We start from the raw sequence: 20,927 nt of genomic DNA on the forward strand, positions 1-20,927 counted from the left end.
CGAAGTGCTCCCCTTGCGTCAAAAATCGCCGCCATGTTCGCGCATGGCGGCGATCGTATGTCTGCAGTCATTCTTCAGCAGGCGCGACTTTGCCCTGAGCTGTGATTTTGACAGGTCGCGGAAAGCATACGGACGGCACGTTCGCGGACTTCAGGTAAAACCTGTTCGCTGTCTTGCTCATAACGGCTCCACGCTCTCGGAAGGTGGAGCCTCCGGCAAATCCGAAGCGGTGCAATTAGACGATCCTCATGGGAATCTGTCAGGGAAATCCCAACAAAAGTCGGAATTTTGCGCATGAGTGGTCCATCGGCGCGAAAGCTGCCCCTCACCCCCCTCACCTCGGGTTGATTTTGCACACGAAACACCGGCCAAGCCAAATCCGCGCAGGACCAAGGTTGTTTTTGACGGTAAATCATCGCAGTCTTTAGGGGGCCGCAGGCACCCCTGATACGGGAGATTAAAAGTGTTACAGCGACCTTTGTGGGCCATATGGGGAGTACGGCGCTGTAGCGAGCATGAGGCAGCATAGACGCATGTGTCTACGACCAATCTGTGATCACGGGAGGCGGCCTGGATGGCCGGTGATTTGATGGGTTTTGCGGATCATATTAAGGAAATCGAGCAGGCTGGACGAGGGAGCAACACCGGTCGCGACGCCATTGTCCTTGCATCCTGGCGCCGCTGCCTGGAAACCTACCAGCTCGATCCTGCGCAGGCGCGCGAGGCTGTCATTGTCTCCCAGACCAGACTTCGCGAACATCGCCAGCAGGCGGAAGACCTCGTCCACATAGCCCGTTCCGGCCTGGAGCGACTGTACCGGCAAGTCGCCGAGCAGAACTACGTGCTACTGCTGTCGGACCGGCAGGGCGTAACCGTCGAATATCTGGGCGATCCGTCCTTCAACAACAATCTGCGCAAGGCGGGGCTCTATCTGGGCTCCGAATGGTCCGAGCCGCGCGCCGGCACCTGCGCGGTGGGCGCCTGCATTGCCACGGGCGAGGCGCTGACCATCCACCAGACCGATCATTTCGACATCACCCATACGCCACTCTCCTGCACAGCCGCACCGATCTACGATACGCAAGGGGCGCTGGCAGCCGTTCTCGACATTTCGCTCCTCAGTTCGCCGATCCTGAAGACAAGCCAGAACATGGCGCGTCATCTCGTCTCCTCGACCGTGCGGCGCATCGAACTGGCCAATCTGATGGCGAACAGCCGGCACGATCTCGTGTTGCGCTTTGCGGGCGCGCCGGAGTTTCTCGACGTCGATCCGGAAGCTGCGATCTCCGTCGATGGCGCGGGCCGCATCACCGGCATGACCCATGGCGGCGCCCGGCTGCTGGCCACCTCCTGCGGGCTCGACTGGCGCTCGCCCGAATTGCTGATCGGAAAGCCGGTCACCGACTTCTTCCAGGCCGGGCTTGACGAACTTGCCTCGCTGACCCGTGCAAGCCTGCCGCAGGACCGGCGGATCGCGGTGCGCGACGGATCGCTCCTCTTTGCCCATGCCATAGAGCCGCAGCAGCGCATGGTGAGCGTGCCGCTTGCCCGCGCGTCCGGCGGCCAGCCACCGGCGATCAGCACGCTCGGCGGCAGCGTGCCAGCAATCGACGCACTCCGACGCAAGGTGACCAAGCTCGCCCCCAGCCGACTTGCAATTCTGCTGCAGGGCGAAACCGGTACCGGCAAGGAATATCTCGCCCGCATCATTCATGAGGCGAGCGGCCTTTCCGGACGCTTCGTGGCGGTCAACTGCGCGGCGATCCCCGAACAACTGATCGAGAGCGAACTCTTCGGCTATGCCCCGGGTGCCTTTACCGGGGCCTTGGCCAAGGGTCGCAAGGGGTTGATCGAGGAGGCTGACGGTGGAACGCTTTTCCTCGACGAAATCGGTGACATGCCCTATGCCGCGCAGAGCCGGTTGCTGAGGGTCCTTGCCGAGGGCGAGGTTCTGCCTGTCGGCGGGACGGTCGCGCGCAAGGTCGATTTCAGAGTCATCTCCGCGTCGCATCGCGCGCTGGCGGACATGGCCGCGGCGGGCGGGTTCCGCGAAGACCTCTATTATCGGCTGAACGCCGCCATCCTGTCGCTGCCGCCGCTGAGCGAGCGTGAGGACCTCCCCTGGCTTCTCGAACGCCTGCTCGAAAAGCACGGGATGCCGGACCGGCCGCTCATTCTTTCAAGCGCGGCGAGGTCTCTGCTGCTCAACCATCGCTGGCCGGGCAATATACGCGAACTCGACAATGCCATCGCCTTTTCGGCAGCTCTCTGTGACGACGGCGTGATCGAGGTGACTGACCTGCCGGATCAATTGACCCGATCGGCCCCGGTTTGTCTCGAGCAAGGCGAGGAAGCGGAACTGAGGGCTGTCCTCAGGATCTCTAAAGGCAATGTCTCCGAAGCAGCCCGCCGTCTCGGCATTGATCGCACCACGCTTCATCGCCGGATGAGACGGCTCCGCGTCGATCGTCCGCACTAGGGTCAAAACTCAATCAGGATGGGTATTCTGTTGAACGGGATGGGATTGTATGGCAGCGAACAAGCGCAAGACACGGCCGGTTGGCCTTGTCGAGCATTGTTCGCAATCAGGCGGCCCATCCCGTTCAACCCTTCGGGCAAGGCGTATTTTGTGCCTGCGGGCGTCGGAAAGGTTTGAAAATGGGGAGCATTTCCTGCACCTTTCCTTCTACTCAGACACAAAATACGCCTTGCAGAACAACCATCCTGATTGAGTTTTGACCCTAGAGCATTTCACCGTTTCACGGAAACACTGAAACGCTCTAACTCTTTGTTTTTCCGCATGTCCGGACTGAAAACCGTTTCACACTTTTCCTGAAAACAACGAGCAGGCTGCTGAAAAGGCCACTGCGGCACCTGCCACAGGTGTTGCGCCACATCTGTGGCGCCCTTTGCCTGCGTCGTTTCTAAAAGCGCAGCGATTTCAGCCATCTCGATGAGATGCACAGCTGGCACAGGGGTTGCTCCCTTTGAGGATGTCAAAAGCAGCCTTAGGGAGGAAACATGCGCGCCCTCAGATTTCATGCCGCCAAGGACTTGCGGCTCGAAGACATTCCCGAACCGAAAAAGCCGGCACCGGGCCAGGTTCTCGTCCGCAACCGCTTCGTCGGGATCTGCGGCACGGATCTTCACGAATACAGCTACGGCCCGATCTTCATCCCGACCGAGCCGCATCCCTTTACCGGCGCTCACGGCCCGCAGGTTCTCGGCCATGAATTCGGCGGCGTCGTCGAAGCCATCGGCGAAGGTGTGACCTCGGTTGCCATCGGCGACCGCGTCTCGATCCAGCCGCTCGTCATGCCGCGCTCCGGTGACTATTTCGCCGACCGCGGCCTCTTTCATCTCAGCACCCAGCTTGCCCTTGTGGGTCTGAGCTGGGATGGCGGCGGCATGGCGGAAGCAGCTCTCGTCAACGAATACAATGTGCAGAAAATCCCGGACGAGATGACCGATGAGGAAGCCGCTCTCGTCGAGCCGACCGCCGTTGCCGTCTATGCCTGCGACCGCGGCGGCGTGACGGCGGGCAACAGCGTCCTTGTCACCGGTGCCGGTCCGATCGGCATGCTGACACTGCTCGCCGCCCGCGCTGCCGGTGCGACCCAGCTTTTCGTCTCCGATCTCAACGACGCCCGGCTCGAACTTGCCAGGAAGGTGTTGCCCGATGTCATCACCATCAATCCGAAGCGTGACAAGGTCGGCGATGTCGTGCGCAGCCATACCGAGGGACAGGTCGGCTGCGACGTCGCCATCGAATGTGTGGGCAATGAGCATGCGCTGAAGGCCTGCGTTGATGCCGTGCGCAAGCAGGGCGTCGTCGTCCAGACAGGGCTGCATCCGCACGAAAACCCGATCGACTGGTTTCAGGTGACGTTTCGGGATCTTGAGGTGAAGGGCTCCTGGGCCTATCCAACCCACTATTGGCCGCGCGTCATCGGTCTCATTGCCTCAGGCCTTCTGCCGGCGACCAAGATCGTCACCAAGCGCATCACGCTCGACACGGCGGTGAAAGAGGGCTTCGACGCCCTGCTTGATCCGGCCGGCACGCAGCTCAAGATCCTGATTGATCTTTCGAAATAAGTTTCAGGCCAAGGCCCGAGGGGAGAGGAGCCTCGAAGGCGGCGGCCTGGACGCTTTGACGGAACGCCCGGAACGGGCGTTCTCCTGAACATCACCAAGCATTCATGGAGGAGAAGACATGCTTGATATCAGCCCCACAACCAAGATCGACACGGTGCTTGCAAAACTCGAAGGGGCGCTCGCAAGCGGCGATATCGAGGCCGCCATCAACCTGTTTCAGGCTGACTGCTACTGGCGCGATCTGGTGACCTTCACCTGGAACCTCAAGACCCTCGAAGGCCATGAGCAAATCCGCGACATGCTGGTAAGCCAGCTTGCAGCAACCAAGCCTTCAAACTTCGTCCAGGATACGAAGGAGGCGGCTTCCGAGGCCGACGGTGTCACAGAAGGCTGGTTCGAATTCGAAACCGGCGTGGCCCGCTGCTATGGCCATATCCGCCTGAAGGACGGGCTGATCTGGACGCTTCTGACCACGATGACCGAACTGAAGGGTCATGAGGAGCCGAAGGGCTTCCGCCGCCCGATGGGGGCGGAGCACGGCCATGACCGCAACCGCCGAACCTGGAAGGAAAAGCGCGAGCAGGAAGCCGCCGAACTTGGCTATACGGTGCAGCCCTATGTCGTGATCATCGGCGGAGGTCAGGGCGGCATCGCGCTTGGCGCGCGTCTTCGCCAGCTCGGCGTGCCGACCATCATTATCGAAAAGAACGAGCGGCCCGGCGACAGCTGGCGCAAACGCTACAAGTCGCTCTGCCTGCACGACCCGGTCTGGTACGACCACCTGCCCTATATCCCCTTCCCGGAGAACTGGCCGGTCTTTACCCCGAAGGACAAGGTGGGTGACTGGCTGGAAATGTACACCAAGGTGATGGAGCTGAACTACTGGGGCTCCACGACGGCCAAATCCGCACAATATGACGAGAAGACCGGCGAATGGACCGTCATCGTCGATCGCGCAGGACAGGAGGTTGTGCTCAAGCCGAAGCAGCTGGTGCTGGCGACCGGCATGTCCGGCAAGGCCAATGTGCCGAAAATTCCGGGCCAGGATATCTTCAAGGGTGAGCAGCAGCATTCCTCGCAGCATCCAGGCCCGGATGCGTATGCCGGCAAAAAGGTCGTCGTCATCGGCTCCAACAATTCTGCCCATGACATCTGCGCGGCACTTTGGGAAGCCGGCGCCGACGTCACCATGCTGCAGCGCTCGTCCACCCATATCGTCAAGTCGGACTCGCTGATGGAAATCGGACTTGGAGATCTCTATTCCGAGCGGGCAGTCCAGAGCGGCATGACAACACGCAAGGCCGATCTGCTCTTCGCTTCGCTGCCATATCGAATCATGCATGAGTTCCAGATCCCGATCTACGACAAGATCCGTGAAAAGGACGCGGACTTCTATGCCGCCCTCGAAAAGGCAGGCTTCATGCTGGATTTTGGCGATGACGATTCAGGCCTGTTCATGAAATACCTGCGCCGGGGGTCGGGCTATTACATCGATGTCGGGGCCTGCGATCTCGTCATCGACGGTTCGATCAAGCTGAAGTCCGGTGTCGATGTCTCGCACCTGACAGAGAACGCCGTTGTGCTGAAGGACGGCACGGAGCTTCCGGCGGACCTCATCGTTTACGCGACGGGCTATGGCTCGATGAACGGCTGGGCTGCCGATCTCATCTCGCGCGACGTCGCGGACAAGGTCGGGAAGTGCTGGGGCCTCGGCTCGAACACGACCAAGGACCCTGGCCCCTGGGAGGGTGAACAACGCAACATGTGGAAGCCGACGCCGCAGGAGGCGCTGTGGTTCCATGGCGGTAACCTGCACCAGTCTCGCCACTATTCACAATATCTGTCGCTGCAGCTGAAGGCGCGCCAAGCGGGGATCGATACCCCCGTCTACGGCCTTACCAAGCCGCACCACCTTTTATGACGCAAAAGAGGGCGCCGGTTTTACCGGTGCCCTGCAGCGTCCTTTGTGCGTTTTATAAAGCGCACAAAGGACGCTGTAGCACTTTAAATTTGCTGCATAATTTTCTTCTTAGAGCATCGCGCCGATTCCGATTTAAGGAATCATGCAGTCGTGGTGTCGATTGATCTGTCCGACATCCGGCTCGGATAACACCGTCAATCATTCGCAGATACGGGCACTATAATGCTCTCGCCTGCCGCCGCAGAGCCTGAGGCGGTTGGCCGTATTGGCGCATGAACGCCTCGCGCATACGCCGCAGGTCGATGAAGCCCGCCTGCTGCGCAATCTGATCGAAGGAGTGACGTGTTTCTTCGATCATCAGCCGCGCCGCATCAAGCCTGATCTGCTCCACAGCCTTGGCAGGCGTCTGCCCCGTTTCAGCGCGGAAGGCGCGGCTGAACTGACGGGGCGAGAGAGCGGCGACATCGGCCAGTTCATCGACTGTCAGAGGATTGGAAAGATGCGCTTTCGCATGAATCAACGCCTTCTGGATACGGTCGCTGCTTGGCGCGAGTTCGAGCAGTTCCGAATGCTGGGATTGGCCGCCCGCGCGGCGATGATGCATCACCAGGCGCCGGGCAATGGCACTGGCCATGTCCCGCCCCAGATCCTTCTCGACCAAGGCGACGGCGAGATCGAGACCAGCCGTCAGTCCTGCCGATGTCCACACCGGACCCTCGTTGATGAAAATGCGATCCTCCTCGACCCGCACATGGGGAAATGTCTCGCGCATCTGCCGGGCATAGGACCAGTGCGTGGTTGCCCGTCGCCCGTCGAGAAGTCCCATTTGCCCGAGCAGGAACGAACCCGTGCACAGACCGGCAACGCGGCGCGCGCGCCGTGCCGTCGCGCGCAGGGTGTCAAGCGTTGCCTCATCCTGCTGCGGAGGCGGAACCAGTCCTGCCAAAAGCAGCAGTGTATCAACCGTGTCCAGATCGGACAGCTTTGTGGTCGGCACCGCAAAGCCGCTCGACGAGAGAACGGGTCCACCGTCAATCGAGGCAATCGACAAAGTGTAATAGCTCTCCTGCTTCAAGGCATTGGCCAGTTCGAATGCGGCCTGCACGCCAAGAGCGAGAAACTGAAAACCGGGTGTGAGCACCATTGAGATATGCGGCATGGCATGTCTGCCTTATGTCCTGAAAACGTAGTTTATACGTCATATCGGACAAACGCTTTCTCGTCCATAACATTCGTGTCGGGGCGATGACGCTCCTCTTCGTCAAAAGGATTAAAAACATGGCCACTTTGGGAACTGCCCTTATCACCGGTGCCTCGACCGGCATCGGCGCGATCTATGCGGATCGCCTTGCCGTCCGCGGCTACGACCTTACGCTGGTTGCCCGCAATACGGAAAAGCTGCAGGCGCTGGCATCTTCGATTTCAGACAAGACCGGACGCGCCGTGGACGTGCTGGCTGCCGACCTCGGAAACCCGGTTGATCTGGCCCGCGTGGAAAAGACACTGCGCGAGGATGCCAGCATCACCATGCTCGTCAACAATGCCGGCATCGGCACCCATACGACGCTTCTGGACAGCGATGTCGAGCGCATGGAAGCCATGGTGCGCCTGAACGTGACCGCCCTGATGCGCCTGACCTACGCCGCGGTGCCGGGTTTTGTCGCGCGCGGCGGCGGCACCATCATCAATATCGCGTCGATCGTCGCGGTCGCGCCAGAATTGCTGAACGGGGTCTATGGCGGCACGAAAGCCTTCGTTCAGGCCTTCACCACCTCGCTGAACCACGAGCTTGCCGGCAAGGGCATCCGCGCACAGGCCGTCCTGCCCGGCGCCACGCGCACCGATTTCTGGGCTCTCGGTGGCCTGCCCGTCGAGCATCTGCCCTCCGAGATCGTGATGCAGGCGGACGATATGGTCGATGCTGCCCTTGCCGGACTGGATCAGGGCGAAACCACCACGATCCCCGCGCTGAGAGATGTGGAGCTGTGGCAGGCTTTTGAAGCCGCGCGGCGCGCGCTGGGGCCGCAACTGTCTGCAACGCAGGCAGCGCCTCGCTTCAAGACCACGATCTGAATTTCTTGCCCCTCCCCTATTGCCCCTCCCCTATTGCAAAGGACAATTGCCATGAAACTCACGGGTAACACCATCTTCATCACCGGCGGCACCAGCGGTATCGGCCGCGGCATGGCTGAAGCATTTCACCGGCTTGGAAACCAGGTCATCATATCAGGGCGGCGGACTGCCTTGCTGAAGGAGGTCACGCAAGCCAATCCCGGCATGGCATCGATAGAGATCGACGTGACCAATCTCGACAGCATCCAGAAAGCCGCACGCGAACTGATCGACACCTATCCTTCGCTCAACGTGGTGTTCAACAACGCCGGCTTCATGCCCTTCGACGATGTCTCCGGCCCGATCGACGACACCGTGGCACTAAATCTGATCACGACGAACCTGCTTGGCCCCCTTCGTGTCACGTCTGCATTCATCGAACATCTCAAGATGCAGCCGCAAGCAACCGTTCTTTACACGAGCAGTGTTCTGGCTTTTGTGCCGATTGCCAGCAACGCAATCTATTCTGCCACCAAGGCGGCCCTTCACTCCTATGCGCTGTCGCAGCGCTTCCAACTGCGCGATACCAGCGTCAGGGTGCAGGAAATCGCACCGCCTTGGGTGGATACGGATCTCATCTACAAGAGCGGCGATCCGCGTGCCATGCCGCTGCCGCAGTTCATTGAACAGACGCTTGCGGCCCTTTCGACCGATGATCCGGAGGTCATCGTCGATGCCATCCGGCCGATGCGGGATAATCCCGGCGCGAATGAACACGCCCTGTTCCACGCGTTCAACCAGAGCATTGTCGACAACCCTATCCCCGTTGGGGCGTGAACCGCAGGTGCCGCTGCACGTGGTGGCAACCTACCCCGGCATCCCCGTCGCAAAACAATTCCTGAAACCGAAATCACAAAGGACTGACCATGTCACGCATTTCCATCCCTGAGCCTCATCTGGCGCCAGAGGCATCCCAGCCGACACTCAACACGATCACGGCAAAGCTCGGCCGTGTCCCGAATTTTTTCCGCGTCCTGTCCAACAGTCCCGCCGTCATCGGTGCGCATGCCGCCCTGAACCAGGGGCTCAGCAAGGCGCTTGACGTCAGGACGCGCGAGCGGATCGCGCTGGCGGTTGCTGCGGTCAACGGCTGCGAATACTGCAATGCTGCTCACACCTTCACCGGTTACACGTTTTCCAAACTCAGTCGCGAGGAGATCGAACGGGCAAGGCAGGGCACTTCGGAGGAGCCGAAGGCAGCGGCAGCACTGGCCTTTGCCAGAAAGGTGGCAGAGACACGTGGAAAGGTTTCGCAAGCCGATATCGACGCTGTTCGTGAAGCCGGCTTCACCGATGCCCAGATCATAGAAATCTCCGCTGTCGTTGCGGAAAACTTCTTCACCAATCTGATCAACAATGTTGCGGCAACTGACGTCGATTTCCCCGACATCTGAAAGGCAAAACCACCCAGTTTATGAGGTGAGAACAGATCGGAAATGCATGCCGCAGGACCGGTCTCTCTCCTTCTGAAGGTTGACATGGTCGGTTCCGGCGCCGGAGAACGGAAACATCTCCATCTCAGTCCTCCCGCTTTTGTGGGAGCCTCGATGTGGTCTGATCGTAACATTTGCCAGCGATTGCTGCACCGTTGAGTGCAAATGTTACGATCATAAAGACCACTCGCTATCACTATGTTTCTAGTGGATTTTTAAGAATTTGACATGTGATCTCAGAGGGTGCCGCAAATGGGTATCCAATGTCAAATTCAATCCACGAGAGCGCTTCACTGTTTCACGCAAACAGCGAGGGCCGGGGCGAGATCGCGGCGACAAGAGCGCGCTGATCCACATCCTCCAGCCTTGCTGGCTTCCAGACGGGATTGCGGTCCTTGTCGATGACCGCAGCGCGCACGCCCTCGTAAAAATCATGCCCGGCCAGGATTGCTGCATCGGCGGCATATTCGCGGTCGAGGCAGGCTTCGAGCGATGTCGATCTCTCCGCTTCGCGCAGGAGGTACAATGTCAGCACGAGACTGGTGGGCGATTTGGTCTCAAGCTGTGCCAGCGTCGTGGCGGCAAAATCCGATCCATCCGCACGCAGAGCCGCGAAAATCCCGCAAATGTCCGGAATGCGGAAGATGCGGTCGATGAGATCGGCCTGCTCCGCAAGGACCGACGGACCGGGCGGGGCGCTGTAGGCATCAAGTGCGGCATCCACGGTCCGGCCCGATCCGATATCGGACAGCAGAGCCGGAATGGACGCAGACGGAACCATGGCATCGGCAAGACCGGCGGCAATCGTGTCCGCCGCACCGATACTGGCACCGGTGAGACCGATCCAGAAACCAAGGTGCTGCGGCGCCCGCGCCAGGGCCCAGGTGCCGCCGACATCCGGAAAGTAGCCGATGCCGGTTTCCGGCATGGCAAACCGGGTCCGCTCCGTCACGATCCGGTGACTGCCATGCACGGACAAGCCGACGCCACCGCCCATGCAGATGCCGTCCATCAGCGCGAGCCAGGGCTTGCGCATGTGGCTGATCCGGGCGTTCAGGCGGTATTCCTCGGCCCAGAAGGCGAGCGCTTCCTGCGGTGCCGTCCGGCCCGTCTGCCAGATCATCTTGATGTCGCCACCCGCGCACAACGCGCGCCCTTCGCCGGTCAGGGCAATGGCACGCACGGCGGGATTGCTCTCCAGCGCGTCGACTTCCCCTGCAATCTTGCGGACCATATCCAGATCAAGGCTGTTGAGGGCCTCCGGGCGGTTGAGATGAAGACGCCCCAACGCACCTTCCACCCCCACCAGCACCGTGCCGCTGGCAGGCGTGCCGTCTGACAATCCCGTAAACATCCTAGCGATCTCCATGAAAGTCGGGCTGACGTTTCTCGATGAACGCAGCCATCCCCTCGCGCTGGTCACGGGAGCCGAACAGGCGGTGGAACAAGGCCCGCTCGTAGAGAATGCCTTCCCGTAACGACAGCTCCTCCGCCTTCATCACGGCCTCCCTTGCAAGCCGGGCAGCCGGGCGCGAATAGCTGGCGATCTGTGCGGCTGCGGCCATTGCCGTGGCGACCACCTCTGCATCGGGCACGACACGGGCCACAAGGCCGGCGCGCAAGGCTTCGTCCGCGGCCATCATCCGCCCCGTCAGGTGCAGATCCATCGACAGCGCCCGGCCGATCTGCTTCGTCATGCGCTGCGTGCCGCCCATTCCCGCGATCACGCCGATCTTGATCTCCGGCTGTCCGAATTTCGCGCCTTCGCCCGCTATGGCGAAATCGCACATCATCATCAGTTCGCAACCGCCCCCGAGCGCATAGCCGTTCACAGCCGCAATCTTTGGCAGGCGGCTGGCGGCAAAGCGGTCCCATATCGCGAAGACATTTTCCTCGATCATCTGCTCAGCGCTCTTGCCGGCCATTTCAGCGATGTCGGCACCGGCGGCAAAGGCGCGCTCTGAACCCGTGATCACCAGCGCGCCCACATCCGTGTCGGCATCGAGCGTTTCGACAGCCTCCACCATCTCGGTTGCAAGCTGCGTGTTCAACGCGTTGAGCTGCGCAGGACGGTTGAGCCGGATCAGCGCGACACGGCCTTCCCTGCTGATTTCGATGGCATTCGGCATGGGTTTTCCTTTCTTGGCCGCTTCTGTCCGGATGTTCACGCGCACCACGCTTTGGCGGGGCGAAGTCTAGGGTCAAAACTCAATCAGGATGGTTGTTCTGCAAGGCGTATTTTGTGTCTGAGTAGAAGGAAAGGTGCAGGACATGCTCCCCATTTTCAAACCTTTCCGACGCCCGCAGGCACAAAATACACCTTGCCCGAAGGGTTGAACGGGATGGGCCGCCTGATTGCGAACAATGCTCGACAAGGCAAACCGGCCTTGTCTTGCGCTTGTTCGCTGCCATACAATCNACCCGCAGGCACAAAATACACCTTGCCCGAAGGGTTGAACGGGATGGGCCGCCTGATTGCGAACAATGCTCGACAAGGCAACCCGGCCTTGTCTTGCGCTTCTACGCTGCCAAAAAATCCCATCCCGTTCAACCCTTCGGGCAAGGTGTATTTTGTGCCTGCGGGTGTCGGAAAGGTTTGAAAATGGGGAGCATGTCCTGCACCTTTCCTTCTACTCAGACACAAAATACGCCTTGCAGAACAACCATCCTGATTGAGTTTTGACCCTAGTGCAGTTCCCGGAAATGTGTGAAACGGTTTTCCGTCCGGAAATGCAGAAAAACAAAGAATTAGAGCTGACGGGCGATGACAAGGCGCTGCACCTCGCTGGTGCCTTCGTAGATCTGGCAGATGCGGACGTCGCGGTAGATCCTCTCGACGGGATAGTCTGCGAGATAGCCATAGCCGCCATGGACCTGTATGGCCGCAGAACACACTTTTTCGGCCATCTCCGATGCAAACAGCTTCGCCATGGAGGCCTCCGTCAGGCAGGGGCGTCCCGCATCGCGCAGCGCCGCCGCATGCAGCACCAACTGGCGCGCCGCCTCGATCTGCGTCGCCATGTCCGCAAGGCTGAACCCCACGGCCTGATGTTCGATGATCGGCTTGCCGAAACTCTGTCGTTCCTTGGCATAGGCGGTTGCCGCCTCGAAGGCCGCCCGCGCCATGCCCACGGCCTGCGCTGCGATGCCGATGCGACCGCCCTCGAGATTGGCCAGCGCGATCCGGTAGCCATCACCCTCCGCTCCGAGCCGGTTCTCCACGGGGATGCGCATGCCGTCAAAGGCAAGGGCGCAGGTATCGGACCCGTGCAGGCCAAGCTTGCGCTCGACCGACACCACATTATAGCCCGGCGTATCGGTGGGCACGATGAAGGCCGAGATGCCCTTCTTGCCCGCATCGGGATCGGTCACGGCGAAGACGATGATGACCTTGCCGTTTTTGCCGGAAGTGATGAATTGCTTCGAGCCGTCGATGACATAGTGATCGCCATCCCGCCTCGCCCGCGTATGCAGGGCCGAGGCATCGGAGCCTGCATGGGCCTCCGTCAGGGCAAACCCGCCAATCCACTCCCCGGATGCCATTTTCGGCAGGAAACGGGCCTTCTGCTCGTCACTGCCGAAGCGCAGGATCGGCACGCAGCCGACCGAAGAGTGGACCGAGACGATTGTCGAGCACGCGCCGTCTGCGGCCGCGATTTCTTCAAGAGCCAGCGCATAGGCGACGGTTCCTGTCTGCGAGCCACCATAGTCTTCCGTCACGAGCATGCCGAGAAAGCCAAGCTCGCCAAGTTCGGTCAGTTCGGCGCGCGGGAAGGCATTGTCACGATCGCGCGCCGCCGCGCCCGGCGCCAGGCGATTGATGGCAAAGTCACGCGCCGTCTCGCGTATCTGTTCCTGCAGATCGTCAAGCAACATCAGTTGATCCTCTCGATAGCGATCGCCGTCGCTTCGCCGCCGCCGATACAGACCGAGGCCATGCCACGATCCAGACCCTGTTCCTCCAGCGCGGCAAGAAGGGTGACGATGACACGCGCGCCGGACGCGCCGATCGGATGGCCGAGCGCACAGGCGCCGCCATTCGTATTGACCTTGTCGTGCGGCAGGCCGAGGTCGCGCATGGCGGCCATGGCGACGACCGCAAAGGCCTCGTTGATCTCAAACAGATCGACATCCGAAAGGGCCCAGCCCGTGCGTTCAGCCAGCCGGCGCAGTGCACCAATGGGCGCCGTGGCAAAAAGCTTGGGTTCGCTGGCATAGGTTGCATGACCAACGATACGCGCCCTCGGCGCCAGGCCGCGCCGCTCGGCTTCGGATGCGCGCATCACCACGAGCGCGGCAGCACCATCCGAAATGGAGGAGGCGTTGGCTGCCGTCACGGTGCCGCCATCCCGGAAGGCAGGACGCAGCTTGGGGATCTTTTCCGGCTGCGCCTTGCCCGGCTGCTCGTCGATAGACACAACCGTCTGGCTTTTCCCGCTCGCAAGCGTCACCGGCGTAATTTCGGCGGCGAAGCGGCCTTCGTTGATCGCGCGTCTGGCACGCTCCAGAGAGGCCAGCGCGTAGCTATCCTGCGCTTCGCGGGTGAACTGATAGACCTCGGCGCAATCCTCGGCGAAGGTTCCCATCAGGCGCCCCTTGTCATAGGCATCTTCCAACCCGTCGAGGAACATGTGGTCGAGAACCTGCCCATGACCCATGCGGTGGCCGGTCCGTGCCTTGGGCAAAAGATAGGGCGCGGTGGACATGCTTTCCATGCCGCCCGCGACGACGATCTCCGATGAGCCGGCGGCGATGAGGTCATGGGCGAGCATCACCGCCTTCATGCCGGAACCGCACATCTTGTTGAGCGTGGTGGCGCCGGCCGTCAGCGGCAGACCGGCGGCAATCGCCGCCTGACGTGCCGGCGCCTGCCCCTGCCCTGCCGAAAGCACGCAGCCCATGAGAATCTCCTCGACCGCCTCTTTTGCCAGACCAGCCCGCGACAGCGCAGCATCGATCGCCGCCGCGCCGAGAACACGCGCAGGAATGCCTGCGAAATCGCCCTGAAAGCTGCCCATGGGCGTGCGGGCTGAGCCGACAATCACGATCGGATCTCGTTCATTCATCTGTCTGTCTCCTGCTTTTGCCTTGCCTCAGCGCGGCGGCATTCTGAGTGCACCGTCGAGACGGATGACGTCCCCGTTCAACATCGGATTTTCGACGATGTGGCGCACCAGGGCAGCAAATTCTGCGGGTCGTCCGAGACGCGACGGAAAGGGAACGGACGCACCGAGCGCATCCTGCACCTCCTGCGGCATCGCGCTCATCATCGGCGTCTCGAAAATTCCAGGTGCGATCGCCATGACGCGGATCGCATGGCGCGCCAGTTCGCGCGCCGCCGGCAATGTCAGCGATGCGACACCGCCTTTGGAGGCAGCATAGCCTGCCTGCCCGATCTGTCCCTCGAACGCGGCGACGGAGGCCGTGTTGACGATCACCCCGCGCTCCCCGCTGTCGCCAGGCGGTTGTTTCGCCATCACATCGGCCGCAAGGCGCAGCATGTTGAACGTGCCGATCAGATTGATCGACACCGTTCGTGCAAAGCTGTCGAGACCATGCGGCCCGTCACGACCGACGATTTTCTCGCCAGGCGCCACGCCGGCGCAATTGACCAGCACATCGACACGGCCGAAGGCGTCCATCGCGGCGCTGACGGCTGCGGCTGCGTCATCGGCACGGGTGACGTCCGTGCGGACAAAACGCACGGCTGCCCCGAGTTCGGCAGCAACAGCCGCGCCACGGTCCGGGTTGACATCCAGCAAAACAGCCCGCGCGCCAGCCGTCACCGCCATTTCGGCAACGGCGGCCCCGAGGCCCGAGCCTGCGCCGCTGATCATAAACACGCTGTTTTCAACTTTCATGCCGAGTGATCCTGCTTGGTTGCAGCATTCAGTTTTTCGACTTCCGCCTTGCGCAGCAAAAACCGCTGTATCTTGCCGCTCGGCGTCTTCGGCAGCTCTGTGACAAACTCCACGACCCGCGGATAGGCATGGGCGGACAAGCGTGTTTTGACATATTGCGCCAGTTCCTCGGCCAGAGCCGGCGTGCCCTCCACGCCCGCGCGCAGCACGACGAAGGCCTTGACGATTTCCGTGCGCTCCAGATCCGGCACGCCGATCACTGCCGCCTCGACCACGGCTGCATGTTCGATCAGGGCACTTTCGACATCGAAGGGACCGATGCGGTATCCGGATGACGTGATCAGATCGTCTTCGCGGCCGATGAACCTGATGGACCCGTCGGGTTCGGCCTCGACGGTATCGCCAGTCCGGTAAAACCCGCCGGCAATCGACGGTGTTTCCTGTTGGAAATAGCCCGTGAACCACATGAGCGGCGACCTGGCGAGGTCGATGGCCAGGACGCCAGGCTGGTTGGCGCCAAGCTCGCGGCCCTGCTCGTCCAGCACGGCAACGCGATAACCGGGCATGGCGAAACCTGCCGATCCCGGCCGCACGGGGTGGGCCAGCCCATGATGGTTGTTCACCACCATCCCCATTTCCGTCTGACCGTAGTGATCATAGATGGGCGCAGCAAGATGCGTCTCGAACCATCGCAGGATTTCAGGATTCAGCGGTTCGCCGGCGCTGCTGACGACACGCAGCCTGCCCTTTATCGCGGCTGCCGCCTCGTCCCCCGCGGCAATCAGCAGGCGGTAGGCGGTCGGAGATCCCGCAAGATTGGTCACGCCCAGCCGGTCAATAATGCGATAGGTGCTTTCCGCCGTGAAACCACCTTCATACAAGGTTGTCGCGCAACCGAGCATCAGGGGGCCAGTCACGGCGTAATACAAGCCATAGGCCCAGCCCGGATCGGCAATATTCCAGAAGACGTCATCCGCACGCAGATCAATGGCATAGCGCATATAGGCCGAGAAGGCGACCAGCGCCCGCAGTGGCGCGGGAACGCCCTTGGCAAACCCCGTCGTGCCGGACGTGGACATCATCATGAAGAGATCGTCGCCTTTCAGCATGACCGGCTCGAATACCGGACTGGATGCCGCCATGGCATTGCGGAAATCAACCGCACCCGCCCGCAGCGGCTCATCGGCCTCCCGCACGACTGCCACGAGAGGGCAATTGGAAACGGCGGCAAGCTTTTGATCGTTGGCCGTGTTGGTCACGACCAGCCGCGCATTGCTCATCTTCAACCGGTGTTCGATTGCCTTCGGTCCGAATGCGGTAAAAAGCGGCTGATACACCGCCCCCATGCGCCAGGCGCCCAGGATGACCGCCACCAGTTCGATGGTGCGCGGCAACATGCCTGCGATCACATCGCCCTGTTTGACGCCCCGGGATGCAAAAAAATTCGCGGCTTTCGCGGACAGGTCGCGTAATGTCTCGAATGTATATTCGCGCAACGCGCCATCGGCGGACAAGCAACGAAGAGCCAGCCTGTCGCCGCCCACATGCCTGTCGCAACATTCCACGCAGGCGTTGATCGCATTCTCCAGATCTCCATCGAGCAGCCCGACGGCCTCGTTCATCTGGAACGCCGTTTTCGCGGCCGCATAGGCAAGCCGTGCGCTACCATCCTCTGGCTGCAACATGTTTCCTCCTCATCAACCCACGCTGAAAGCGTCTCCTCTGGGTATTTGTCAAATCTACCAAAGGGTGACTTGCAAACAATGATCTTCGAGAACATCATCAGTGATCGAAAAAACAAGAGAGGGTGACAGAGTGGTCGAGCGCGGGATGATATCGCGCGGTTTCGTCGAGGATGCCCTCGACTGTCTTCGACGCCTCAACATCGATCCGGCCGCGGCTCTGGCAAAGGCTGGCATTTCGCCGGATGCTGCCGACGATGTCTCGAATGTCCAGTATGGTGCGCTCTGGCTCGAAATCGCCGTGCTCGCCAACGACGAATTTTTCGGACTGAGCGCACGGCCGATGCGACCCGGCAGCTTCAAGCTGCTGTGCCAAAGCGTTTTGCATGCCGGCACACTTGAGCAGGCCCTGCGCCGGGCTCTTTCTTTTCTCAACATCGTGCTCGACAGCCCAACCGGCGAACTTCGCCAGCAGGACGGGCAAGCGGAAATCGTGCTGACCAGCACCGAAGCGCGTTTGGCCTTTGCCTACCGGACTTACTGGCTGCTGCTTCTTGGCGTTCTCAGTTGGCTGATCGGGCGGCGTATCTCCCTGCGACGGGTTGATTTTGCCTGCCCGGCACCTGACAACCGGCGTGACTACCTGCAGTTTTTCGGCGCGCCCGTGCATTTCGACAGATCGCACGGCCGGCTGGTTTTCAATGCAAGCTATCTGGCATTGCCGATCATCCGCGACGAGAAATCCTTGCGAAGCTTTCTGCGCGGCGCGCCGGCCAATATTCTGCTTGGCTATCGTCACGATCAGGGCATCTCGGCCCGGCTGCGGAATCGATTGAAAATGACAGACCCTGTCGACTGGCCCCCGTTCGATGTGCTTGCCCGCGAAGCGGCGCTCTCGCCAGCGACCCTGCGCCGCAGACTGAAGAGCGAGGGACAAAGTTTCGTGGCCATTCGCGACGACATTCGCTATGAGCAGGCGCGCAACCTGATGGGCAAACAGCAGTTCAGCGTGGCAGAGACCGCAGCCCGATTGGGGTATGCCGAACCGAGCGCCTTTCACCGCTCTTTTGTAAAATGGTCAGGCATGACACCCGCCGCCTTTCGCCAATCCATCAAGAACAGATCCGATTGACGATGACGATGCGTGAAGCCTGGCGCAATTTGACGATGTCCACGCGAAGCTGATCTGTTAACGTCGCCCGAAATCGGGGCGGTCTGGGTCTATAGTCGGTTTGTTTCGAGCACGGCGGATGTGGAAGATCTGCTTGCCGAACGAGGTGTAATGGGCAGTAGCGGATCGAATATCAGACATCATGATTTTGGCCTGCGCAGCATTCTTTGCGTCAGGGCGAAATAAAGAGGATAAGGCAGGCGTCGCAACAGCTTGAGCAGCCAGACGATCTGCCAGGGAAAAGCAATGTCAAACCGGCCGGCCGCCAAGCCCCTGACGATGTGATCGGCAGCCTGTTCCGCGCTGATGATGAAGGGCATGGGAAAATCGTTCTTATCGGTGAGCGGTGTTTTGACGAAGCCCGGATTGATGACACTGATCGCCACGCCCTTGCGCTTCAGGCCCGGCGCCATGGCTTCGGCAAGCGTGATCAGCGCCGATTTGGTTCCACCATAAATGCCACCACCCGGAAGGCCAGTGTAACCCGATACGGATCCAACCATGGAAATAGCGCCGCTTTTTCGCTCCACCATGCGTGGTATCAAGGCTTCCAGACAATGCCCTGTCCCCATGATGTTCAGTTCCACCATCTGCCGCAACTGATCGGCGTCAAAACGCTCCGGTTTTTCCCGGAGATAGGAACCGGCCGACAACACGGCGATGCCGATCGGACCAAGCGTGCGTTCGATTGCGTCAACCACCGCATGCACGCCGTTACGATCGGTAATATCAAGGGGAAAGGCATGAATACGGCCAGCACTTCTATCGGCCAGCGCCTGCAAATCATCGACCCTGCGGGCGCTGATCGCCACCACATGGCCGTCACGCGCCATTCGCTCGGCCAACGCCATGCCGATACCGGAACTTGCGCCTGTGATCCATACGATCCCTTTGGGCAGTGTCATGGCTGATGATCCTTTTTATCTCTTGCCGTGCCGCAACAGAGGCTTGTGAAAAACGACGGTCGTGCGGGCAACGGGAAGGCCGAATTTTGTCACCCAGGCGGTATTCAACACGATACCATCGGGCTGTAGCACCATTTTATCGTGGAAGCGGACGATATTGCTGCGCGTTTGCGGAGAAAGATAAACGAGATAGGAAAACCGCGCCGTATCGCCTGTTACGCTCACCTTGGCATCACCAATCACATCGTCACGTGTTCCCGTATAGGCAGCCGATGCTGTCTTGACGAAAGTCCATGTTTTCCGATCTTTTTTGCCATCGGCAAAATCAAAATCCTCTCTCAATCTTAGGCGATGACCGTTCCATCTGCCTGTGAGCCTGACTTTGAAATCGCGACGTACCCCGGTAATGGCTGAAAAATGCCCTTCCGCCCAGGTTGTGCCGACAAAATAATCCTCAAAGCGGAATGGCGCGGCCTTTGACGGCATGGCACTAGCAGCAAAACCGATCAACACGCCCATCAAAGCGATCATTCGTGTCTTCAAAACGGTTCTCCAAAGGTCAGACAGGGATCAGAACACAGACAAGCTCTTGGCGGCTCATCGCTCACCAGGGAATGGTGGAACCGTCATAGGCAAAAAAACCGCCGCTTTCCTTGGGCGTCAGGTCATTCATCACCGTCAACAGATGCGAAGCGCTTTCATCCGGGGCAAAGCGCGGGTGATTTTCGGCATAATTTTGCGAAAGTGCTGTCGCCACCGTCCCCGGATGCAAGGCAACGACAACGGCATGAGGCCGTGTTCTCGCCATTTCAATTGCGGCTGTATGGACAATCTGGTTCAACGCTGCCTTGGAGGCACGATAGGAGAACCAGCCGCCCAACATGTTATCGCCGATGGAACCGACGCGCGCGGAGAGAAATCCCATCACCCCCTTGCGATCTTTGACCAGCAAGGGCGCAAAATATTTGATGATCAGCGCCGGACCAATGGCGTTGAGTGCGAATTGCGCCGCCATGCCATGGGAGTCGATGGCGCGGAAGCTCTTTTCCGGCCCTTGCCCGCCAATGGTGAGAGCCCCGGTTGCCACGAAGATCAGATCGAAGCGCTGTCCTGTCACGACAAAGCGATCGGCAGCCTGAGCGATGCTCTCCTCGTCGAACAGATCGATTTGGCCTGACTTGCGAGATAGGGTCGCAATTTCTCCACAGGCATGATCATTTTCAAGTCGCTCGACACAGGCCGATCCTATTCCGCCCGATGCGCCGATCACCAATGCCCGATAGGGTAATGATAGTGACGTCATCGAATGAAAGTGCATGAGAACCATCCCGCATGAGACCGTGATACACATCGTGAGACCGCGTTTTTGCAACACCGTCCCGCATGAAAACAAAGACTTGAAACGTTAAAAGCAACCCTCAAACGTCGCGACAAACTCTCGAGAACCCGCAATTCGATTGGATTACCCGAGATTGAACCAGCTGCAATCTTCTTTTCAAACCTGATTTACGCTGGAAAAGCCTTACTGGATCAATTGAAGTGCATGCCTGTCAATCGGCGCCACAACTTGGCGCCTATCCTGGAGCGATCCCCCTCGTAACCGGGCAAGGATGCTATCTCGCTCTCCGGACTTGTGACCCCCATCCTTTTGGAGTTGCCTTGTAAAAGCAACTTGGACCTAACAATGTCCGCTTTCGGTTCAAACGCAAAAAGCCACCCGAAGGTGGCTTAAGATATAGAAGATATT

Annotated in this window: 18 protein-coding genes; 7 read left to right on the plus strand and 11 right to left on the minus strand. The window is 60.1% G+C overall.

The genetic code is table 11. The features are described from left to right. Positions 1-589 precede the first annotated feature (589 nt). A complete protein-coding gene (locus NAC44_RS16675; protein WP_250942662.1) occupies positions 590-2,479 on the plus strand; it encodes a sigma-54-dependent Fis family transcriptional regulator in 1,890 nt (629 codons plus the stop codon). A gap of 272 nt (positions 2,480-2,751) precedes the next feature. Here NAC44_RS16675 and NAC44_RS16680 read toward each other — a convergent pair whose 3' ends face one another. After that, positions 2,752-2,973 (minus strand): hypothetical protein, encoded by a 222-nt coding sequence (locus NAC44_RS16680; protein WP_250942615.1) that lies wholly within the window; start codon positions 2,971-2,973, stop codon positions 2,752-2,754. A gap of 48 nt (positions 2,974-3,021) precedes the next feature. On the opposite strand from NAC44_RS16680, the gene NAC44_RS16685 reads away from it, so the two are divergent. Next, entirely contained in the window at positions 3,022-4,095 is a 1,074-nt protein-coding gene (locus NAC44_RS16685; protein ID WP_250942617.1) for a 2,3-butanediol dehydrogenase, read from the plus strand. 118 nt (positions 4,096-4,213) lie between these two features. Then, complete coding sequence (locus NAC44_RS16690; RefSeq protein ID WP_250942619.1) at positions 4,214-6,016, plus strand: NAD(P)/FAD-dependent oxidoreductase; 1,803 nt, start codon at positions 4,214-4,216, stop codon at positions 6,014-6,016. Between the two features lie 217 nt (positions 6,017-6,233). Here the strand turns inward: NAC44_RS16690 and NAC44_RS16695 are convergent, their stop codons facing one another. Further along, positions 6,234-7,175, minus strand: a complete 942-nt coding sequence (locus NAC44_RS16695) for a GlxA family transcriptional regulator (protein ID WP_250942621.1) — start codon at positions 7,173-7,175, stop codon at positions 6,234-6,236. Between the two features lie 119 nt (positions 7,176-7,294). Here NAC44_RS16695 and NAC44_RS16700 point away from each other — a divergent pair, with 119 nt between their 5' ends. The 3 genes from NAC44_RS16700 to NAC44_RS16710 all read left to right on the plus strand — a co-directional run bounded on the left by NAC44_RS16700 (position 7,295) and on the right by NAC44_RS16710 (position 9,522). Beyond that, positions 7,295-8,089, plus strand: a complete 795-nt coding sequence (locus tag NAC44_RS16700) for an SDR family NAD(P)-dependent oxidoreductase (RefSeq protein WP_250942624.1) — start codon at positions 7,295-7,297, stop codon at positions 8,087-8,089. A gap of 51 nt (positions 8,090-8,140) precedes the next feature. Then, complete coding sequence (locus tag NAC44_RS16705; protein ID WP_250942626.1) at positions 8,141-8,905, plus strand: SDR family oxidoreductase; 765 nt, start codon at positions 8,141-8,143, stop codon at positions 8,903-8,905. Between the two features lie 89 nt (positions 8,906-8,994). Then, positions 8,995-9,522 carry a carboxymuconolactone decarboxylase family protein gene (locus NAC44_RS16710; protein ID WP_250942628.1) on the plus strand — a complete coding sequence of 176 codons (528 nt, stop codon included), beginning with the start codon at positions 8,995-8,997 and terminating at the stop codon, positions 9,520-9,522. 337 nt (positions 9,523-9,859) lie between these two features. Here NAC44_RS16710 and NAC44_RS16715 read toward each other — a convergent pair whose 3' ends face one another. From NAC44_RS16715 to NAC44_RS16740, 6 genes are all read right to left on the minus strand, one after another. Next, entirely contained in the window at positions 9,860-10,915 is a 1,056-nt protein-coding gene (locus NAC44_RS16715; protein WP_250942630.1) for an enoyl-CoA hydratase/isomerase family protein, read from the minus strand. Between the two features lies 1 nt (position 10,916). Then, positions 10,917-11,690 carry an enoyl-CoA hydratase-related protein gene (locus NAC44_RS16720; RefSeq protein WP_250942632.1) on the minus strand — a complete coding sequence of 258 codons (774 nt, stop codon included), beginning with the start codon at positions 11,688-11,690 and terminating at the stop codon, positions 10,917-10,919. 619 nt (positions 11,691-12,309) lie between these two features. Next, the gene (locus NAC44_RS16725) at positions 12,310-13,437 is read right to left on the minus strand and encodes an acyl-CoA dehydrogenase family protein (RefSeq protein WP_250942634.1); all 1,128 of its coding nucleotides are present in this window, start codon (positions 13,435-13,437) and stop codon (positions 12,310-12,312) included. Continuing rightward, positions 13,437-14,627, minus strand: coding sequence for an acetyl-CoA C-acyltransferase (locus NAC44_RS16730; RefSeq protein WP_250942635.1), 1,191 nt, complete (start codon positions 14,625-14,627; stop codon positions 13,437-13,439). The genes NAC44_RS16725 and NAC44_RS16730 overlap by 1 nt, the downstream gene beginning before the upstream one ends. A 27-nt stretch (positions 14,628-14,654) precedes the next feature. Beyond that, the gene (locus NAC44_RS16735) at positions 14,655-15,422 is read right to left on the minus strand and encodes an SDR family NAD(P)-dependent oxidoreductase (protein WP_250942637.1); all 768 of its coding nucleotides are present in this window, start codon (positions 15,420-15,422) and stop codon (positions 14,655-14,657) included. Beyond that, a complete protein-coding gene (locus NAC44_RS16740) occupies positions 15,419-17,104 on the minus strand; it encodes an AMP-binding protein (RefSeq protein WP_420839970.1) in 1,686 nt (561 codons plus the stop codon). Before NAC44_RS16740 ends, NAC44_RS16735 begins: the two co-directional genes overlap by 4 nt. Positions 17,105-17,252: 148 nt before the next feature. Between NAC44_RS16740 and NAC44_RS16745 the strand changes: the two genes are divergently transcribed. Beyond that, positions 17,253-18,236, plus strand: a complete 984-nt coding sequence (locus tag NAC44_RS16745; protein WP_250942663.1) for an AraC family transcriptional regulator — start codon at positions 17,253-17,255, stop codon at positions 18,234-18,236. 179 nt (positions 18,237-18,415) lie between these two features. On the opposite strand, the gene NAC44_RS16750 is transcribed toward NAC44_RS16745, so the two are convergent. From NAC44_RS16750 to NAC44_RS16760, 3 genes are all read right to left on the minus strand, one after another. After that, on the minus strand, positions 18,416-19,180 hold the full coding sequence (locus NAC44_RS16750; RefSeq protein WP_250942640.1) for an SDR family NAD(P)-dependent oxidoreductase: 765 nt from the start codon (positions 19,178-19,180) through the stop codon (positions 18,416-18,418). Positions 19,181-19,195: 15 nt separating this feature from the next. Then, positions 19,196-19,711 (minus strand): DUF3833 family protein, encoded by a 516-nt coding sequence (locus NAC44_RS16755; RefSeq protein ID WP_250942642.1) that lies wholly within the window; start codon positions 19,709-19,711, stop codon positions 19,196-19,198. 73 nt (positions 19,712-19,784) lie between these two features. Continuing rightward, positions 19,785-20,498 carry an SDR family NAD(P)-dependent oxidoreductase gene (locus tag NAC44_RS16760; RefSeq protein WP_250942644.1) on the minus strand — a complete coding sequence of 238 codons (714 nt, stop codon included), beginning with the start codon at positions 20,496-20,498 and terminating at the stop codon, positions 19,785-19,787. Between the last annotated feature and the right edge of the window lie 429 nt (positions 20,499-20,927).

The sequence above is a fragment of the Allorhizobium sonneratiae genome (assembly GCF_023700755.1).
Classification (GTDB): domain Bacteria; phylum Pseudomonadota; class Alphaproteobacteria; order Rhizobiales; family Rhizobiaceae; genus Allorhizobium; species Allorhizobium sonneratiae.

What these genes read in the sequence shown, in the direction of transcription:
- NAC44_RS16675 (WP_250942662.1), top strand. Translation starts at nt 590, where the DNA reads ATGGGTTTTGCGGATCATATTAAGGAAATCGAGCAGGCTGGACGAGGG.
- NAC44_RS16685 (WP_250942617.1), top strand. Translation starts at nt 3,022, where the DNA reads ATGCGCGCCCTCAGATTTCATGCCGCCAAGGACTTGCGGCTCGAAGAC.
- NAC44_RS16690 (WP_250942619.1), top strand. Translation starts at nt 4,214, where the DNA reads ATGCTTGATATCAGCCCCACAACCAAGATCGACACGGTGCTTGCAAAA.
- NAC44_RS16695 (WP_250942621.1), bottom strand. Translation starts at nt 7,175, where the DNA reads ATGCCGCATATCTCAATGGTGCTCACACCCGGTTTTCAGTTTCTCGCT.
- NAC44_RS16700 (WP_250942624.1), top strand. Translation starts at nt 7,295, where the DNA reads ATGGCCACTTTGGGAACTGCCCTTATCACCGGTGCCTCGACCGGCATC.
- NAC44_RS16705 (WP_250942626.1), top strand. Translation starts at nt 8,141, where the DNA reads ATGAAACTCACGGGTAACACCATCTTCATCACCGGCGGCACCAGCGGT.
- NAC44_RS16710 (WP_250942628.1), top strand. Translation starts at nt 8,995, where the DNA reads ATGTCACGCATTTCCATCCCTGAGCCTCATCTGGCGCCAGAGGCATCC.
- NAC44_RS16715 (WP_250942630.1), bottom strand. Translation starts at nt 10,915, where the DNA reads ATGTTTACGGGATTGTCAGACGGCACGCCTGCCAGCGGCACGGTGCTG.
- NAC44_RS16720 (WP_250942632.1), bottom strand. Translation starts at nt 11,690, where the DNA reads ATGCCGAATGCCATCGAAATCAGCAGGGAAGGCCGTGTCGCGCTGATC.
- NAC44_RS16725 (WP_250942634.1), bottom strand. Translation starts at nt 13,437, where the DNA reads ATGTTGCTTGACGATCTGCAGGAACAGATACGCGAGACGGCGCGTGAC.
- NAC44_RS16730 (WP_250942635.1), bottom strand. Translation starts at nt 14,627, where the DNA reads ATGAATGAACGAGATCCGATCGTGATTGTCGGCTCAGCCCGCACGCCC.
- NAC44_RS16735 (WP_250942637.1), bottom strand. Translation starts at nt 15,422, where the DNA reads ATGAAAGTTGAAAACAGCGTGTTTATGATCAGCGGCGCAGGCTCGGGC.
- NAC44_RS16745 (WP_250942663.1), top strand. Translation starts at nt 17,253, where the DNA reads ATGATATCGCGCGGTTTCGTCGAGGATGCCCTCGACTGTCTTCGACGC.
- NAC44_RS16750 (WP_250942640.1), bottom strand. Translation starts at nt 19,180, where the DNA reads ATGACACTGCCCAAAGGGATCGTATGGATCACAGGCGCAAGTTCCGGT.
- NAC44_RS16755 (WP_250942642.1), bottom strand. Translation starts at nt 19,711, where the DNA reads ATGATCGCTTTGATGGGCGTGTTGATCGGTTTTGCTGCTAGTGCCATG.
- NAC44_RS16760 (WP_250942644.1), bottom strand. Translation starts at nt 20,498, where the DNA reads ATGCACTTTCATTCGATGACGTCACTATCATTACCCTATCGGGCATTG.